Raw genomic sequence first — 18,304 nt, 5'->3', positions numbered from 1 at the left:
ACAACTTCTCAAGTAAAACCTATCAATAATGTAGCTTATTGTAATGTATCTGTGACAAATTACAGTAACAAAAAATGAAAATGGAAAACAATCAAGAATTTAGAGGGAAAAAATTGCTAGTGTTAGGTGGCATAACACTTGCTTGTGATATCGTCAGGCATGCTCAAGCTATGGGTGTCTATGTGGTCGTTGCTGATTATGATAGAAATTCTCCTGCAAAAAAAATAGCAGATAAGGCGGTATTAATTGATGCACTTGATGTCGATGCAATAGTTGAATTGTGTAAACTAGAAAATATTGATGGCGTAACAACAGGGTTTGTTGATATTCTTTTGGCTCCTTGTTATGAAGTATGCAAACGTTTGGGATTACCTTATTATGTTACGCCTAAAATGTTAACTATGTCGACTAACAAGATAGATTTTAAAGATACTTGTGACAAGTATGATGTACCAGTTCCTAAAACTTATCTTGTTGGAGATTTAATTCCTGTCGAAATGTATGACAAGATTAATTATCCTGTTTTTGTGAAGCCGTTAGATGGGAGTGGTTCGCGTGGTGCTGGTGTTTGTAATGATGAAGAAGAATTGAAGATTCAATTCAAAGAGGCAGTTAGTTATTCTTCAACAAACAAAGCGATTATTGAAGATTATATAACGGGGAGAGATTTTTTATTGGATTATATTGCCGTTGATGGAGAATTTAGATTACTCTCTATGTTTGATAGGTATGTGACATCTGATAGAGGGAGTGCAGTGAATTATGCAAATATTAGTATGGCTCCATCAAAAGCAATTGATATTTATCTTGATCGTATTAATGATAAGGTCATTAATATGTTTAAAGATTTAGGTTTTAAAGATGGGCTTTTATTTATGCAAGGATATACTGAAGGTAATCAAATCACTTTTTTTGAAATGGGTTGTAGATTAGGTGGTTCTTTTTATAATCACGAGAAAAAATGTATTGGATATGATCCTGTGGATATGATTATTAGGTATGCTCTTGCGGGGAAAATGGTTTATGATATAAATGTGATAGATAAAGATATCGCAAAATATAATCATAAGTACGCTTTGGATTGTAATTATCTGTTAAAAGGTTCTGATGAAACTGTTTCTGAAATTAAAGGGATAGAAGAAGTCAAGAAGCTTCCATCGTGTATTTCGACTATTCAATACCACGAAGTGGGTTATCATTATACTAAAGATAAAACAGTTGACAAACCTATTTTTACTGCTGAAATAGTAGTGGATAATGTGATAAAAGTAAAAGAAGATGTTGCGTATATAAATAATGTATTTGACGTTCTTAATGAGAGGGGGGAGTCAATCCTTATTAATAAGTTTGATCCGGAACAATTATTTGATTGAATAAAGTTATATAAGCTATAATCAAGTTTCAAAAAATCTCAATCTTGTTTATAGAGAATAATAATTAGAAATTTTATATATTATATCATATGAAGAAACTAGTAATTTGTGGTGGAGGTAGTAGTGCTCACGCTTTAATTCCTTTTTTGAAAGATTCAATATTTGAAGTGTCAGTGTATACTTCACGCCCTGAGCGATGGGCAAAAACAATTAATTTGGAATGGCATGATCCTTCAGGTAAGGTATTAGGAACTTATTCTGGTGATTTAAAAACGATATCCAATAATCCAGAAGATTTATTCCCGGATGCGGACTATATTGTGTTTTGTATGCCTGTTCATAAATACAGAGTTGCACTTCAAAAAATTGCACCATTCATTAATAAAGATAAAACGGTATTTGTAGGTACGGTTTATGGTCAAGGAGGATGGAATTGGATGGTTGATGAAATTAAGAAGCAGTATGGGTTAACTAAAATTGTAACCTTTGCTTTTGGGCTGATTCCTTGGATTTGTCGTATTATAGAATATGGACATACTGGTGTTACTTATGGATGCAAAGCTGTAAACTATGCAGCAACTTATCCCATGGATTATTTTAACCAAGTTAATGAGGAACTTTTAGAATATATTTGTTATAAATGGTTCGGTAAAGGAAAGGTTGAACAGAGTGATAATTTCTTGTCTTTGACGTTATCTGTTGATAATCAGATCATTCATACATCTCGTTGTTTAGGACTGTATAAGGTATATGGAACGACTTGGAAAAATGAAGAGAGTGTTCCGTGGTTCTATAAAGATTATGATGATATTTCAGCAAAGTTGTTGGCAGATCTTGATACTGATTATACAAATATTCGTAATGCAATAAAAAAATTGCATCCGGAAAAGGATTACAGTTATATGCTTGATTACCTTGCATTGGAACGTTTTTCTTATCATTCACATAATACTGACATAAAAGAGTCATTTGTAACTTCTCAGACATTAGTTTCGATCAAGACACCTGTTATTCAAAATAGTGAAGGAACTTGGGAGGTCGATCGTAATCATCGTTTTTTTCTGGATGATATCTATTATGGTAATTGTATTGCAAAATGGATGGCAGAACAATTGAATATAGTTACTCCTACTATTGACGAAATTCTTCATTGGGCTCAGATAATTCGTCAGGAAAATATTATTGATGATGATAATCATTTGATGTTAAATAGCCCCGATCTGAATGAGCCCTTGAAAGCTGGTATTCCATGCTTTTATGGTTTTAATACTATTGAAGATTGTATTGATTAATAAAAATGTAAATTTAAAAATTGCAAGATTGGACATTTACCGATTATTATTGATATGATGATGAAAATGTATACAATGTTTTTCAATTTGGAATAGTCTGTTGAAATTTTACTATTGATAAGATGATCTTCCCACCTTTAATAGAAACAAGTATTCAAAAGACGCTTTGTGATTGTTTGAAAAGATTCATGGAGAAATCTATTTGGTGACAACTCCCTCTAATATTGAGTTGATATAAGAAAACTGGAATATACTTGTATAAGTAAATGTGGGAAATCCGCTTTGGGGTTGTAAACATCAGATTAAAATTATGTCAGAGATAATATCGCAAAAAATAACCTACAAGGAACTTCGTGATAGATCATATGTCATAAAAGATGACCGCTATGGCATTGCCGCTTTTATGACAGAATCGGTACGACAAACACTTTTGGCTTGTCCCAATAACAATGATGATTCAAAAACGGCTATGTACCTCAAATTATATGATGGTATCGCTGTGGGAAGAATGATGATGTTAGGGACTCGAATAAAAGTCGGGGATGAGATTATCATGGTACAGACTGGAGGTGCAATTGAGGTACATAATGAATATAGACGTAAAGGCCTTGGTGTTGAGCTTATTATGAATTGTATGACCAATGCTGAATATGACGTATATATAGGTTCGCTTTATTCAACAATGGCATTGCCTATATTCAGAAAATTGAATAATTACATCTTTGAGATTCCTCAATTTGTAAAGTTCTGCAATTTGCGCGCAATATTAAAATCAATGGGAATGAAAGGCGTATTATTAGAATTGTGTTCTGCTATAGCCAATCTACCAATTAAGAGCATTGATTTTATGAATCGTTCTAGACTTAATAAATTAAAGAAGAAATTCAACACGAAAAAAGAAACAATTATTCCAGAGTGGGCAGGTCGGATGGCAACAAACGATGGTCATAAATATATGGAATTACACGATAGATCATGGTTGCAATGGAATCTTGATTATAATTTGATGGGGCATATGCGTGATAAACAATCATTTTATGCGGTTTATGATAAAGAAGGGGAACCGCAAGGTTTTTTTATGACAAAGGAACGTTTTGAAGAGCGAGCTGGGCGATACCAAAATATTATTCGAGGTACTATTGTAGAATGGGCTACTACTGATGCGGATTTACTCAGCGAGGCTGATATTATTTTGATGGCGATGTCTACATTTTCGCCGGATACATTTCATATTGCGACTGTGACTAGTGATAAAAATACGGAAAAGCGATTAAAACTTTTAGGATTTATTCGTCATGGTAATTTTCAAATGAGTTTTAAAGATAAAAAAGAGCAATTTAAAGATGCATCTGACCAAAATTTATGGCGTCTTCGATACGGTTGTTGTAATACAATTATTCTTTAATAACATTATTTAGGTGATGCGTTTAATTTTGACGTTTTGTAACAATATGTTATGATCGTGATATTTGCTACAGAATCCAAAAACTTGAATGTATGCAATCAGCCAGCAATGTATAGAACAATGAATGAACTGTTAAAATAAGAATTGTATATTCTTTCGTGTAGTCTTATACAAAACCGAAATACATTTAGAATTTATGAAAGATCGAATTTGGCTCTCCTTAGCTCACATGAGTGGTCGGGAGCAGGAGTTTATACAAGAAGCATTTGATACCAATTGGGTGGTACCGTTAGGGCCGAATGTGAACGCTTTTGAAAAGTCCTTGCAGGACTTTTTGATTGGAAATGGAGAATTGAAAGTTGAAAATAAAGACAAGCGGGTGGTGGCGTTGAGTGCGGGGACGGCGGCGTTGCATTTGGGGTTGATACTTTTAGGTGTTGGAGAGGGAGATGAGGTGATTTGTCAGAGTTTCACGTTTTCGGCTTCGGCGAATCCGATTGCTTATCAGGGTGCAACTCCTGTTTTTGTGGATAGTGAGGGGGATACTTGGAACATGGATCCGGAGTTGTTGGAGATGGCCATTAAAGATCGGTTAGAGAAGACCGGAAGATTGCCGAAGGCGATTATCCCGGTACACTTGTACGGGATGCCGGGGCGTATGGATGAGATCATGGAGGTGGCGAATCGTTATGGGATTCCGGTGTTGGAGGATTCGGCGGAGGCGTTGGGTTCGGAATACAAGGGACGGAAGTGTGGAACTTTCGGGGAATTTGCGGCACTCTCTTTTAATGGGAACAAGATGATCACGACATCGGGTGGTGGGGCTTTGGTTTGTCCTTGTGAAGAGCGGGCGAAAAGAGCGTTATTTTACGCCACGCAAGCGAGGGAACAGGCGCCACATTACCAACACGAGAAGATCGGTTATAATTACCGGATGAGTAATATATGTGCAGGAATCGGACGGGGACAGATGTTCGTGTTGGAGGAACACGTGGCGAGGAGACGGGAGATTCATGATTTGTATGTACGGTTGTTGGATGGGGTGAAGGGAGTGAAGGTGATGTGCCAGCCGGCGGGAGGTGATTTTAACTCGAATTACTGGTTGACGTGTATCACGGTGGAGCCGGAAGTGGCCGGATTCACGAGAGAGGATGTGCGATTGGCCTTGGATGCGGATAATATAGAGAGTCGACCTTTATGGAAACCGATGCATTTGCAGCCGGTGTTTAAGAACGCACCATTTTACGGAAACGGTACGAGCGAACGTTTGTTCGAGATCGGATTGTGTTTGCCGTCGGGGCCGACATTGACTAATCAAGATGTTGAAAGAGTTGTGCAAGTTGTGAAACAACTTGCTGATTTTAAATTTTAGATTTTAAATTGGATTGATGATATGCCTCGGGAAATCCCGGGGCTTTTTTTATAATATAAAATTTTGAAATGATGAAAGAATTGATTGAAACAAGGTTCTTCGCATTATTGGCGGGGGAATCATTGGCTGGTAACATGAGAGCGGAATTGGAAGAAGAGTCCGGAAAGTTTTCCGAGGCAGTAGCAGAAGTGTGCGATATGGGGGAGGATTATTTATCCACATGTCGCACATTAAATTACACGAAAAACCGATTACAGGCTTTGCGGGAAACGTGTCGAGTCGGTGATGGGTCGGGGGAAAAACGGGTTGTGCCGGTTATGTTTTATCGAGAGGGGACAGCAAGTGGTTGAAGATGAGTGGCGGCTTTTTCGGGAGAGGGCGTGCAATCCGGAAAGGTTCCGGGTTGGAGGAGAGAAAAGGGAACCTTTGCTGTACTGGCAGACGAAAGACGTGCAGACGAAGGTGGTGGAATTATTGATTGCATTCGAGGCTCTCAAGGAGTTTTATTCTCCTAGAGGAATTTTGCTGGAGTTTCATGAACTCGTGGCGATTGCAGAGCAAGTGTTGGGAATACGAATCAAGAATTTCAGGCAGTTGAAGAAAACGGTTTTGGATCGGGGAAAAAGTGTCGTGCTGTTGAAGCAATTGGAGAGATTGATAGAACAGGTGAGGGATGGAATGGACAAATGAAAACTAAAAGATGAAATGAGTCTGTGATTGCCGATTTTATGATTCTGTGATTACAAAGAGATGAAGAGAGTTTGAGGGTGGTAAAAAGTATTTTGGACTTTTGCCACCCTTTTTTAATGTCTTTGAGGTAGAATATGTGATTTTTTTGCTGTTGGTAATCAGCGTGTTGTAAAATATTTTATTTGATGTAACTGTTACGTATAATAATAAGGTTTTCAGGGTGTTGTAATATTGCATTCAGAAATCAACAAAGGTTGAGAGCATGAAAGTAGTATTAATTAAAAAAGATGAGTTATGGCTTCATTTAGTAATGTTCTTGGAATAAGAGGACGAGTCGGGAATGTCGTTTTTTGTAAATTGAACGGGAAGTCTTACATGAGGACTGTACCCGTGAAGAATGATTCCAACACGCCGAAACAGCAGGAGGTGAGATCCCGGTTCCGGGTTACCGTGCGTTTTTACCAGAAGATAAAGGATACTCCTTTGAAGAGAATTTTGGATCTTTCTGCTGACGGGATTTGTAGTAGTGGTTACGTGCTTTTCATGAAGAAGAATCTGAAAGCATTTCGGGCAAACGGGAAGATCGGTGATTTTTCGCAGTTGCATTTTGCTGCCGGGAAAAGACAACAGGCGTATAACCTGATGGGGACAAGGGATGATCAAGGGATGGTCACGTTGTGTTGGGAGAATGGTGCGGGGCTATACCCTCACGAGGAGGAGGATCGTTTGAATGTTGTGGTGCTTCGTTCGAATCGTTCGTTTAGCCCGGAGTTGCTGGAAGGATTGGAGGTGGTGCGGGAAGCAGAGAAAGCAATCTTCCCGTTGACGTGTAAAAAAGGGGTGAAACTGCATTTGTATTGTTTCTTTGTTTCCTCGGATGGAAAACGGTTTTCGAATTCACAATACGTTAAATTGTGAACGGGAGATGAAACCGATAAGTGGAATTGTTGATTCGGTCAGCGAGTTAGTTGGTCAATTGACACTCCCAGCACGGGAGAGAAAAGAGTTGGAAGCCGGATTGTTGAAATTAATTCAAGAATGGGAGCGAGAATTAACACGAGCTCGGGCAAGCGTGGTGCGGGATGAGGTAAAAGGGAATTGGTTACAGCGTTCGTGGCGACCTTTGGTGATGTTGGTGTTTGCGGTTATTATCCTGATCGGGACGTTTACCAGTTTGCCGATACTCGCTGATACCTCCCGGTTCTGGGATTTGTTGGAGATCGGGTTGGGTGGATACGTGGTGGGGAGAAGCGGTGAAAAAATGGCAAAAGCCATTTTTAAGATAAAAGGTAAAAACTAAAAGATCGTCACTTAGAACTCTAAATTTTAAACTTTAAATTTTTGTGTTATGGATTCATTTTCAATTTCTAATTCTCCATTTTTAATAGTAAAGCACAGGTTGGTCGGGGAGGGAGTTGTTCAACTGGAGTGTCCGAAGAATAGACGAGGGGTAGCAGGACCGGACATGATTATTTTACATTACACGGCCGGTCGGGATGCCCTGTCTTCAGCAAAATTCTTGGCTCGCTCGGACGTGGAGGCTTCGGCACATTTGGTGATTGGTCGAAAGGGGGAGGTGATTCAATTAGTACCGTTTAACATCGAGGCGTGGCATGCCGGGAAGAGTTGTTACGAGGGAAGGAACGAGTTGAATCACTATTCTATCGGGATTGAACTGGATAACTTGGGGCAATTGCGTTTGGAGGGTGGGCAATTCGTGGCAGAGTGTGGCCGGAAAGTTCCCGTGAGGGAAGTATACACGGAAGATTCGGGGAACGAATCAACCTACTGGCATCGTTACACCGATGTGCAGATGCGAGTGTTGGAAGAGGTGTGTGATTTGTTGACGGGGTGTTACCAGATCCGGGATATCGTGGGACATTCGGACGTGACATCAAGAAAGGTGGATCCGGGACCGGCGTTACAATTGTGTGATTGGATGAAATATTATTGAGCGCCTGCGGCGAGTTGCAGGTTACAGGTTTGCAAGTTACAGGTTGTTTCTTTTGCAGGCGAACTCGCATTTATTTTATGATGAAGTGAGTTGCATTTGTCGTGTAGGGCCCATACGAGGGATGTAAAGTTCATTTTCAATTATTAATCATTAATTTGTTTAGTTATGGCAAAATTTAATTCTTATTTATTAGGTAAGGTAACCAGGTCCGTTGGTAACGTGACCATGTGTTACGTGAACAAGCAAAATATCGCGAAAGCGAAGATTTTTGCAAGAAAGGATAACCCGACACCGGAAATACTTGGTCAACGGGCAAGGATGAAGGCGTTGGTTCAATTATCCCGACGATTACTGCCCGTGATTCGGAAAGGATTCGTGGGGAGCGGGCGTGGAACAACTTCCAATGCTTTCGTGAAGTTAAATCAAGTTGCGGTAGAGGTGGATGAGAAACATGTGGCAACGATTATGTTTGATCAGATGAAAGTAGCTTCCGGAATGCTTTATCCGGCCAAAGTGACCGTGACGTATGAGCCGGAGAATAAAATGTATTCTTTTAAGCAGGAGATCGAAGAAGAGGAGGATGGATACGCTTTCACGGATGATAAAGTGTATGGTGTGTTGTTCGAAACCGTGTTGAGTAGGGCGAAGATCGTGACGTTAAGAAGTCGGGGCGAAAGTGGAAGTACGATTTTTAATCTTCCTGAAGATTGGGATCATGCGAACGTGAAAGCGTACTGTTTCGCAACGTTGAAGAATGGAAGTGCGGCTTCGGATAGTCGTTTCCTGACGATAGAGTGATTAACGATTAAAAAACAGATTTATGGCTAGCATTTATTTTTTTACCGGAATATTTTTCACGCTGGGCTTTAATGCTTTCCTTTCACAAGTGGCGGATCATTTTATCGCCGGGATGTTAAGTATTGTAGGAGGGGTGATAAGTTCGGTGGTGGTGGCTTGGTTTAAAGAGCGATGGAAACGGAAACGTTTCGAGAAATGAGAAAAAGGGGTGGCTTCGGCTGCCCCTTTTGGGTTATAATGGGGGGACGATCCCCTTCAACTACCCCTTGCACAGGGGGAATGATGATTATTAGGTGTTTACCCAACTTGTGTTAGAGAGGATAGGTGAGTTTTCAGTATGATGAAAACTTTTTCTGGGAATTCGTGATTTCTTAATGAAGGTTTGGTAAAAAAAAGAGACTGATTTGATTCAGTCTCTTTTTATCTTATCTTTTCAACTTTTCAGTTAAAAGCGGAACGATCTTGCGGACATCGCCGACGATACCCAAGTCTGCCACGTTGAAGATCGGGGCAAATTTGTCTTTGTTGATCGCGATGATGTATTCGGATTCTTCCATACCGGCCAAGTGCTGGATGGCTCCGGAGATACCCATGGCGAAATACAAGTCGGGACGTACGGTTTTACCGGTTTGCCCAACCTGACGTTCGTGGCCTAATACTCCGGCATCAACCATGGCACGAGATGCAGATACTTCAGCGCCGATGGTGTTTGCCATAGCACGCAACATATCGAATCCTTCAGCGTTACCAACTCCACGACCTCCGGAGATCAATACGTGAGCTTCGGTAATATCAACCAAGTTCTTGGTTTGTTTAACCGTCTCAAGAACCCGTACACGGAATTTAGATTTGTCGAAGTTTATTTTTACATCTTCGATAGTTCCTTTCCGGTTCTCGTCACGTTGGCCCATGCGCATTACACCCGGACGAACGGTTGACATTTGCGGACGGTGTTCCTTGCAAATGATGGTTGCCATCAAGTTACCACCGAATGCAGGACGGGTCATCAGAAGATCCCGATCCTCGGAAATTTCCAATCCGGTACAGTCGGCTGTCAATCCGGTTTCTACACGGGCAGACAAACGAGGACCGAGGTCACGACCGATGGTAGTTGCCCCGATCAACACGATGCTCGGTTTGTTGTCACGGATGATTTGGTAAATAGCCTGCGCGTAAGGTTCGGTAACGTAGGTTGCCAATTCCGGTGCATCCACACGTAACACGGTGTCAGCTCCGTAAGCAATACATTCCTGAGCCTGCGTCGTCAGGTCATGTCCCAATAACATGGCATATACTTTCTCATTTAAAGCATCAGCTAATTCTCTGGCTTTACCTAACAATTCCAGACCCACGTTTTGGATAACGCCTTCTCTTTGTTCAACGAAGACGTAAACGTTTTTATATTGTGCCTTATCCATTTCTAATTTTAGATTTAATGATTTTAGATTTTAGATTGAAATACTCTAAATCTATCCTCTTTCATTAGATAATAAATTTTTCTTTCAATTTGCTGATAATAATGTCTACAGCTTCTGCAGGGTCTACTTCGTAGATTTGTCCGGCAGCTTTTACTCCCTTGGTGAATGATTTGAATACGCGGGTCGGTGATCCGTTCAATCCGATCTTCTGGTCATCCACGGTGATGTCGTTGTAGGTCCAGGTTTCGATGGGGTGATTGTAAGCCTCAACGATTCCTCTTACAGACATGTAACGGGGTTTCACTCCGGAAGCTAATGCCGTGAACACGCAAGGTGTGTCAACCTGTACCATCTGGTAACCGTCTTCCATGGATTTCTTCACCGTGAAAGTCTTGTTCCCGTCGAAAGTTAAGCTTTCCACGTAGGTTACTTGCGGTAAATCCAAGTGTTCGGCGATCTGCGGACCAACCTGAGCGGTATCCCCGTCGATAGCCTGACGTCCGGTGATCACTAAGTCGAATTCCAGAGATCTCAAGGCTGCGGCAATTGTATTAGAAGTGGCCAACGTATCGGCTCCACCGAATTTGCGGTCGCTTAACAGGATGGCACGATCCACTCCCATGGCGTATGCCTCTCTCAAAATAGCTTCTGCCTGAGGAGGTCCCATGGTGATCACGGTTACGTGTGCTCCATATTGATCTTTTAATTGAAGGGCAAATTCAAGTCCTCCCTTGTCATCGGGATTCATAATACTGGGTACACCGTCTCTGATAAGGGTTCCTGTAACGGGGTCCAGTTTGATTTCCGTGGTATCCGGAACTTGTTTAATACAAACAACGATCTTCATGTCAACTGTCTTTTACTTTAATAAATTTGCTGCAATCACCATTCTCTGAACTTCTGACGTACCCTCGTAGATTTCAGTAATCTTGGCATCTCTCATCATTCTTTCAACAGGATATTCACGGGTATATCCGTATCCTCCGTGGAATTGTACGGCTTTCGTGGTTACTTCCATGGCCGTTTCTGCCGCGAATAGTTTCGCCATAGCTGCATCTGTGGAATAAGGCACTTTCTGGTCTTTTTTGTAAGCAGCTTGTCTTATTAACAAACGGGCAGCTTCCACCTTGGTTTGCAGGTCTGCCAATTGGAATTGAGTGTTCTGGAATTGGCCAAGGGATTTACCGAATTGTTTACGTTCTTTCACGTATTTCACGGTTTCGTCCATAGCTCCTTGAGCGATACCCAATGCTTGAGAAGCGATACCGATACGTCCGCCGTCAAGTGTTTTCATGGCAATACCAAAACCTTTACCTTCTTGTCCGAGTAAGTTCTCGGCCGGAACGATACAGTTTTCCATGATCAGCTCGCAAGTAGCCGAACCGCGGATACCCATTTTCTTCTCTTTTTTACCGATGGAGAATCCCGGGAAGTCTTTTTCCACGATAAAGGCGGAAATCCCTTTGGTTCCTTTGGATTTATCGGTCATCGCCATGATGATATACACGTGTGCATAGCCAGCATTGGTGATGAAGATTTTAGATCCGTTCAGCACGTAATGATCTCCCTCTTTTACCGCGAAAGTCTGTTGTGCGGATGCGTCGGTTCCGGCGTTCGGTTCTGTCAGACCGAATGCTCCGATCCATTCACCGGAAGTCAACTTGGGAAGATACTTGGCTTTTTGTTCGGGCGTACCGTGTTCCATGATCGGTGCACAGCACAAAGAGGTGTGTGCCGACACGATTACTCCGGTCGTGGCGCATACACGGGATAACTCCTCTACCGCCATCGTGTAAAGGATGTTGTTACCACCGGCACCACCGAATTCAACCGGGAATGGGATACCCATAATACCAAGTTTTGCCATTTTTTGAACGGTTTCCATTGGGAATCTTTCTGATTCGTCCACTTCCGCCGCCAGAGGTTTTACCTCTTTCTCTGCAAACTCTCTTATCATTTGTAAGAAGAGTTGGTCTTGTTTTGATAGACTGAAATCCATTATTATTAAATGTTTTAATTGATCGAAGCTAGTTTTTAATTCTAAATCAACATTTCTTCAGAATTAAGGCCGTCCCCATGCCCCCTCCGATACAGAGGGATGCAAGACCTAATTTTGCTTCATTGTTTATCATTTCATGTACTAATGATACAACGATGCGGTTTCCTGATGCCCCGATGGGATGTCCCAGTGCAATTGCGCCACCGTTGATGTTCGTACGTTCATTTATCCATTCTCTCGTAACGCCGTGTTGTGCCATGAGTTCGTGAATGACTCCCAGTGATTGTGCTGCGAAAGCCTCGTTTAGCTCGATCACGTCGATATCGGATAGTTTGATTCCGGCGTTCTTGAGTGCGTTGGCAATGGCAGGCACGGGACCCATACCCATGATGGCCGGATCCACACCGCCTTGTCCGACACCAATGATCTCGCATAGAGGAGTTAAGTTGTATTGTTTAACGGCCTCTTCCGATGCGATCAGTACGAATGATGCCCCGTCGTTGATGCCCGAAGCGTTACCGGCCGTGACGGAACCCTCTTTTTTGAAAGCGGGACGTAAGGTCGATAATTTCTCCAGGGAGGTCGTCCGGTTCGGGAATTCATCCGTGTCGAACACGTGAGTCTCTTTCTTCACCTTGTACTCTATAGGCACGATCTCTGACTTGAATTTACCGTTATCGATAGCCGCAATAGCACGTTGTTGCGATTCGATAGCAAATTCATCCTGTTCTTCCCGGCTGATCGCGTATTTCTCCGCGATGTTTTCAGCCGTTATGCCCATGTGGTATCCTTCGAAGGCATCCGTCAGGCCATCATACACCATGTGGTCCACTACTGTCACGTCGCCCATCTTGTGCCCGTCACGTACACGCGCCGGGAGGATATAGCCCGCATTGGACATGGATTCGGTTCCTCCTGCAATGATCAGGTTCGCCAGTCCCGATTTGATAGCGGTTACACCATTGAGCACGGCTTTCATACCGCTCCCGCATATCATGTTGATTCCGTAAGCCGGAACTTCTTGTGGGATCCCTCCTTTGATGGATGCCTGACGGGCTACACCTTGACCCTGTCCGGCGGATAGCACGTTGCCGACTATCACCTCATCAATATTGGCGGGATTGACTCCGGTCTCCGCGATAATGTTTTTTATTACGGCGGCTCCCAAGTCTGCTGCTGTCATTGAAAGAGTTGTTCCTAAAAATTTGCCGATCGCTGTTCTTTTTGCTGCTACGATATAGGTTTTTGTCATTGAGGCATTGCTTTTAAGTTTTTGGAAATTATTAATTCACAGCCTGTAGCTGCTTTGATGTCATCTAAAGTAAATTCAGGGTTTAATTCTACCAGTTCGATTCCGGCAGGGGTGATGTTCATAACACCCATTTCGGTGATAATCATGTCAACTTCCCCGGCGGCGGTTAACGGTAGCGTACATTCTTTCAAAATCTTGTGATTCCCTTTTGCCGTGTGTTCCATGGCAAGGATCACTTTTTTAGCACCTACCAGAAGGTCCATGGCTCCACCCATACCCGGGGCTTTTTTACCGGGGATGATCCAGTTTGCCAAGTTTCCTTTCTCGTCTACCTGTAAAGCACCGAGAATGGTGACATCCACGTGTCCGCCGCGGATAAGTCCGAAAGAGGTTGCGCTGTCAAAGCTGCAGGCGCCTTCGATCGCCGAGATGTAGCCACCACCGGCATCCGTCAATTCCGGATTTTCTTTACCTTCTTCCGGTTTCGGACCCATACCTAATAATCCGTTTTCGGATTGTAGGATCACGTGTACGTTTTTGGGCAAGTAGTTCGGAACCATTGTTGGCAGTCCGATACCCAAGTTTACCACGTCGCCGTCTTTTAATTCGAGAGCTACCCGTTTTGCGATAACTTCTCTTACTTGATCTTTATCCATACCGTTTTCAATTTTAAATTGTAAATTTTAGATTGTAAATTGATTACCGATGAGTCCTGTAATTTAAAATTTAAAATCTAAAATTTAAAATGCTATTTATTTTTTCTTCTAACAAATTCTTGTGCAACAAATGACGCCACGTCATCCGCGTAGGTGTTCATGCCAAATCCTGCATCGTAACCTAGCTCTTTTGCCAACTCGTGAGAGATACGAGGACCTCCGCAAGCCAGGATTACTTTATCCCGCAAACCTTCAGCTTCCAGCATTTCCACGAGTTCGATCAGGTTCTTGATGTGAACATCTTTCTGGGTAACGGTCTGGGATACCAGAAGAGCGTCGGCTTTCAGCTCGATAGCTTTTGCGATAAACTCTTCATTAGGAACCTGACTTCCCAAGTTGTGAGCCTCGATCATTTCGTAACGTTCCAGTCCGTAGTGTCCGGCAAAGCCTTTCATGTTCATGATGGCGTCGATTCCCACGGTGTGAGCGTCGGTTCCTGTACTTGCTCCTACAACAATCAAAGGACGCCCGATGTTTTCACGGATAAACTCGTCCGTTTCGTGCATATCCCATTTCGTTCCTTCTACTTTCGGAACATGGATGCTCGTGAAGTCCACGGTGTGCGTGCAACTACCGTAACAGTTGAAGAAGGTGTAGCCCTTGGTCAATTCTTTGTGGAATACCACTTGCGGGTTTTCGAAGCCCATTTTTTTCAACAATTGTTTTGCGGCTTCGATAGCTTCATCCCCGGCAGGCACGGGTAACGTGAAACTCAACTGAGTTTTCCCGTCGTTCATCGTGTCCCCGTAGGGTTTTATTTTTTTCAGATCCAGCGTCTGGTCGAAATCATTTTTTTCAGTAGAATATAATCCTCCACTCATAATGAATTGAAAATTGAAAATGCAAAATTGAAAATCATCAATCGCATCGGTTTAAATTTTATTTTTATTCACTCTCTTGAAAATCTGAAATTGAAAATGATAAGGCAGCCCCTTTCATTTTCAATTTTTAATTCTCAATTTTCAATTGCCTTTCAGCATTAACTCGATAAACGGGTTGTAGTAGTTGGTGCCTTTGGCAGCAACTCCGTCAAGTCCTTTACCACCATTCTTCGGACGTTTCACGTCACCGAAGATTCCTTTTTCCAAAGCGGTGAAAAGGCCTTCACGTTCAATGTTTTCAAGTAATGCGATAGCGTTGTTCAATACTTCCTTGGCACGACTTTGGATGATACCGTCTTTTTTAAATTCTACTTCGTCGCCGATGTTCTTCATGTTACCGAAGATATATTTGGCGTTTTCGATAGAAAGGTAACGGTCGGACATGAACGGCGTGTGGATCGCTTCCGTTGGCATACCCAATAATTGGATTCCTTGTGAAGTCCAGATTCCGATCATGTTGAAAAGTGCATCCTGAATATGTCCGCGGAAAATATTTCCCGTCATGAATTTGGTCGGAGGCATATATTTTAACGTGGCTTTCGGGAAAATCTCACGGGTCATTTGAGCCTGAGACAATTCCAACAAGAAACCGTTTTCAAGAGACGGGTCCATTTCGAAAGCGTGTCCTAATCCCATTTGTTCTTCTTTCAGTCCGGCGATCAAGGCTAATTGCTCGTTGATCAAGTCGGATGCCAGCACGGTGTGTGCCTGTTCCACGGCATCAGCGGTTGTCAGATAGTTATCTTCTCCGGTGTTGATGATTACTCCGGCGAATCCGTTGATTACTCTTGACATGAACTGGTCAACCAGTGTACGTTGCATGTTAATATCCCGGAACAGGATACCATAAAGAGCGTCATTCAGCATCACGTCCAATCCTTCCAATGCTCCCATAGCCGCGATTTCCGGCATACACAGACCGGAACAATAGTTACATAAGCGGATGTAACGGCCTACTTCTTCGCCTACTTCATCCAAGGCCTTACGCATGATGCGGAAGTTTTCCTGTGTAGCGAATGTTCCCCCGAATCCTTCTGTGGTAGCTCCATAAGGTACGTAATCCAACAAACTCTGCCCTGTTGTACGGATTACGGCAATAATGTCAGCTCCCTGACGTGCGGCAGCCTGTGCCTGTACGACGTCTTCATAGATGTTTCCGGTTGCCACGATTACGTAGAGGTAAGGTTTCGGACCTTCCCCGATCGTGTTTAAGTAGTTTTCCTTCTTGGCACGGCGATCACTGATCCGTTTGATACTTGCGTCAACGTGAGGTTTCAATGCGGCTTTAATCTTATCTGTCGGGTGGACGGGTAACGTGGTGATATCCAGTTCTCCCACTGCAACTTTCTCTGCTATTTGTTGCGGGTTCATACCGGTCTCCACGATAGCGTTTCCGAGGAAGAATAGAATACCTTCACCTAACACGCCTTTGTCTTTGATCTCGTCTACCAGCACGTTGGGTAGGGGCACGGTGTTAGCGTCGACCCCGTCAATACCGAGTAAACGGCATAGCGTACGCTCAACGGCAACGGTAGAGTATTGTTCCACGAATTTCTGTACATCGTCGGCTATCTTCCGGGCCACGTCCTTCGCGTGTGCCACTTTGGTGAAATCAAGCCCTAGTTTACTGTTCTGCATATCTTTGTTCTGTTATTAATTTCTGTTCTTCTTCTCTTCGTCATCTAAAAACTCCTCTGCTTTGTCCAACAATTCTTCGTCAACGCCCAGAATGCGGGCGATGCGCATGGCTTCTTGCGGCACGGAGTCATGAGTATCTTCGATTAGCGAGTAATCAATAAACTCGTTTATATTGTTGATGGTCAATTGACCTTTCACGTATTCTTTGACAAATCCTTTTACCCGCATCTTTTTGCAACGGGCTTTGATCCCGCTGTAATGGCTGGTAATCAAGGAACGGGCTCCTTTATCCGTCAGGAAGTCAAGCATGGCATTCACGATCGCTTTTCCTTCCGTGGGGTTGGTGGTTCTTGCCAGCTCGTCAATTAGGATCAAGGCATTTTTACCTGCTTTCACGTCTTGAACGATGGCATTTACCCGTAGCATTTCTGAGGCATACGAGGATAGGCCGCTTAATTCGGATTGCTCGTCCCCGATGCAAAGGAGAACTTCGTCAACCAAGGCAATCTCGGCTTGTTCTGCCGGAACGTAAAAGCCGAATTGGAATAGCGTTTGTGCCAGTGCCACTGTTTTCAGTATAACACTTTTCCCGGCCATGTTGGCTCCGGTAATCAAACAGGCTCCTTGCTCGATGTCAATGTCAATTGCCTGGAATTTCTTACCTTCTTGCCAAAGTACCTCTTTTACTTGTGGGTTGAATATTTTTATATAGCGAGTCGTGCTAGTGGAAATTTCCGGTTTGCACAACTGCATATCAATGGTCTGTTGGGCTTTTGCCAACAGGATATCTAAAGTAGCCGTGTTTACCAGGGCTTCGTTAATTTCTTTTTTATAGGGATGAATCTGTTCGGATAACTTTTCCCGAATCCGGTCTTCTAGTTCCGTGTGTTCGAATTGAAGTTGGTCCAGTACTCGTTCTTCTGTTTTTTCATCCATTTTAAGCGTTTTCATTTTTGCCCGCAGGGCTGCCAGTTCCGGGGAATAGGCATCGTACACGTAAAAATGAGGGATACGCATCTTTTCGGGATCCAGAATGTTTACTACCGGTTCCAAGTCCGGGAGTGAAACAACCGTGATATTTGCTGATAGGAGTAATTCCCGTATCTCCATGGCCAGCAAAGAAAAGGCTTTTAATTCAAATAGTTCAATGTCATCCAGTATCTGTGATTCCGTCACCCGGTTTGCTGTTCCCCGGATGTCCTTCACTTGCATCAGTTTGACTTTGATCTTGGTAATGGTGTCTGTTAGTTCGGAGGTTTGTAGAATATTGCGCATGACCTCGGTTTTGTCCAATTCCTGGGCAATCGTTTCCGGGGTATGCAAATAAGGTAGTGTATTCAAGATTCGTTTCGCCAGACCGGATTGAATTTCCAGTTTGTCGATCATGAATCTGAACCCGTTAATTTCTTCTATGGCACTTCTTAAAAACACCTTTTTTAATTTTAGATTTAATGATTTTAGATTTTAGATTCCAGCCGCACGGGGCGGTCGCTTTTTAATTCCTTCAATCTAAATT

Annotated in this window: 19 protein-coding genes; 11 read left to right on the top strand and 8 right to left on the bottom strand. The window is 42.7% G+C overall.

Features of this window, described 5'->3' with window-relative positions; translation table 11 throughout:
- Positions 1 to 80 precede the first annotated feature (80 nt).
- The 11 genes from DWW52_RS17665 to DWW52_RS21075 all read left to right on the top strand — a co-directional run bounded on the left by DWW52_RS17665 (position 81) and on the right by DWW52_RS21075 (position 9,083).
- On the top strand, positions 81 to 1,373 hold the full coding sequence (locus tag DWW52_RS17665; protein ID WP_158582655.1) for an ATP-grasp domain-containing protein: 1,293 nt from the start codon (positions 81 to 83) through the stop codon (positions 1,371 to 1,373).
- Between the two features lie 89 nt (positions 1,374 to 1,462).
- On the top strand, positions 1,463 to 2,665 hold the full coding sequence (locus DWW52_RS17660) for an NAD/NADP octopine/nopaline dehydrogenase family protein (protein WP_118716841.1): 1,203 nt from the start codon (positions 1,463 to 1,465) through the stop codon (positions 2,663 to 2,665).
- 310 nt (positions 2,666 to 2,975) lie between these two features.
- Positions 2,976 to 4,070 carry a hypothetical protein gene (locus DWW52_RS17655; protein ID WP_118716839.1) on the top strand — a complete coding sequence of 365 codons (1,095 nt, stop codon included), beginning with the start codon at positions 2,976 to 2,978 and terminating at the stop codon, positions 4,068 to 4,070.
- Positions 4,071 to 4,266: 196 nt separating this feature from the next.
- Positions 4,267 to 5,442: a DegT/DnrJ/EryC1/StrS aminotransferase family protein gene (locus DWW52_RS17650; protein ID WP_118716837.1), complete on the top strand. Its 1,176-nt coding sequence runs from the start codon at positions 4,267 to 4,269 to the stop codon at positions 5,440 to 5,442.
- Positions 5,443 to 5,513: 71 nt separating this feature from the next.
- A complete protein-coding gene (locus DWW52_RS20960) occupies positions 5,514 to 5,792 on the top strand; it encodes a YvcK family protein (protein WP_148315397.1) in 279 nt (92 codons plus the stop codon).
- A complete protein-coding gene (locus DWW52_RS17645) occupies positions 5,728 to 6,132 on the top strand; it encodes a hypothetical protein (protein WP_118716835.1) in 405 nt (134 codons plus the stop codon). Before DWW52_RS20960 ends, DWW52_RS17645 begins: the two co-directional genes overlap by 65 nt.
- Before the next feature lie 294 nt (positions 6,133 to 6,426).
- A complete protein-coding gene (locus tag DWW52_RS17640) occupies positions 6,427 to 7,050 on the top strand; it encodes a DUF6266 family protein (protein WP_118716833.1) in 624 nt (207 codons plus the stop codon).
- A gap of 7 nt (positions 7,051 to 7,057) precedes the next feature.
- Entirely contained in the window at positions 7,058 to 7,432 is a 375-nt protein-coding gene (locus DWW52_RS17635; RefSeq protein ID WP_118716899.1) for a 3TM-type holin, read from the top strand.
- 48 nt (positions 7,433 to 7,480) lie between these two features.
- Positions 7,481 to 8,086 (top strand): N-acetylmuramoyl-L-alanine amidase, encoded by a 606-nt coding sequence (locus tag DWW52_RS17630; RefSeq protein WP_118716831.1) that lies wholly within the window; start codon positions 7,481 to 7,483, stop codon positions 8,084 to 8,086.
- A 165-nt stretch (positions 8,087 to 8,251) separates the two neighbouring features.
- The gene (locus DWW52_RS17625) at positions 8,252 to 8,884 is read left to right on the top strand and encodes a hypothetical protein (protein ID WP_118716829.1); all 633 of its coding nucleotides are present in this window, start codon (positions 8,252 to 8,254) and stop codon (positions 8,882 to 8,884) included.
- Positions 8,885 to 8,906: 22 nt separating this feature from the next.
- Entirely contained in the window at positions 8,907 to 9,083 is a 177-nt protein-coding gene (locus DWW52_RS21075) for a hypothetical protein (protein WP_158582654.1), read from the top strand.
- 226 nt (positions 9,084 to 9,309) lie between these two features.
- Here the strand turns inward: DWW52_RS21075 and DWW52_RS17620 are convergent, their stop codons facing one another.
- The 8 genes from DWW52_RS17620 to DWW52_RS17585 all read right to left on the bottom strand — a co-directional run bounded on the left by DWW52_RS17620 (position 9,310) and on the right by DWW52_RS17585 (position 18,219).
- The gene (locus DWW52_RS17620) at positions 9,310 to 10,302 is read right to left on the bottom strand and encodes an electron transfer flavoprotein subunit alpha/FixB family protein (RefSeq protein ID WP_117722580.1); all 993 of its coding nucleotides are present in this window, start codon (positions 10,300 to 10,302) and stop codon (positions 9,310 to 9,312) included.
- Positions 10,303 to 10,366: 64 nt separating this feature from the next.
- Positions 10,367 to 11,149, bottom strand: coding sequence for an electron transfer flavoprotein subunit beta/FixA family protein (locus DWW52_RS17615; protein ID WP_087420716.1), 783 nt, complete (start codon positions 11,147 to 11,149; stop codon positions 10,367 to 10,369).
- A gap of 12 nt (positions 11,150 to 11,161) precedes the next feature.
- On the bottom strand, positions 11,162 to 12,301 hold the full coding sequence (locus DWW52_RS17610; protein ID WP_118716827.1) for an acyl-CoA dehydrogenase: 1,140 nt from the start codon (positions 12,299 to 12,301) through the stop codon (positions 11,162 to 11,164).
- Between the two features lie 46 nt (positions 12,302 to 12,347).
- Positions 12,348 to 13,553, bottom strand: a complete 1,206-nt coding sequence (locus tag DWW52_RS17605; RefSeq protein WP_087420718.1) for an acetyl-CoA C-acetyltransferase — start codon at positions 13,551 to 13,553, stop codon at positions 12,348 to 12,350.
- Positions 13,550 to 14,209, bottom strand: coding sequence for a 3-oxoacid CoA-transferase subunit B (locus DWW52_RS17600; protein ID WP_118716825.1), 660 nt, complete (start codon positions 14,207 to 14,209; stop codon positions 13,550 to 13,552). The genes DWW52_RS17605 and DWW52_RS17600 overlap by 4 nt, the downstream gene beginning before the upstream one ends.
- Positions 14,210 to 14,301: 92 nt before the next feature.
- Complete coding sequence (locus tag DWW52_RS17595) at positions 14,302 to 15,090, bottom strand: OAM dimerization domain-containing protein (protein WP_118716823.1); 789 nt, start codon at positions 15,088 to 15,090, stop codon at positions 14,302 to 14,304.
- Positions 15,091 to 15,231: 141 nt separating this feature from the next.
- On the bottom strand, positions 15,232 to 16,788 hold the full coding sequence (locus DWW52_RS17590) for a lysine 5,6-aminomutase subunit alpha (RefSeq protein ID WP_118716821.1): 1,557 nt from the start codon (positions 16,786 to 16,788) through the stop codon (positions 15,232 to 15,234).
- Positions 16,789 to 16,803: 15 nt separating this feature from the next.
- Complete coding sequence (locus tag DWW52_RS17585; protein ID WP_233556971.1) at positions 16,804 to 18,219, bottom strand: DNA mismatch repair protein MutS; 1,416 nt, start codon at positions 18,217 to 18,219, stop codon at positions 16,804 to 16,806.
- Positions 18,220 to 18,304: the final 85 nt, after the last annotated feature.

This window comes from Odoribacter sp. AF15-53 (assembly GCF_003479425.1).
Lineage (GTDB): Bacteria > Bacteroidota > Bacteroidia > Bacteroidales > Marinifilaceae > Butyricimonas.
This window is presented reverse-complemented; position numbering and strand designations above follow the sequence as displayed.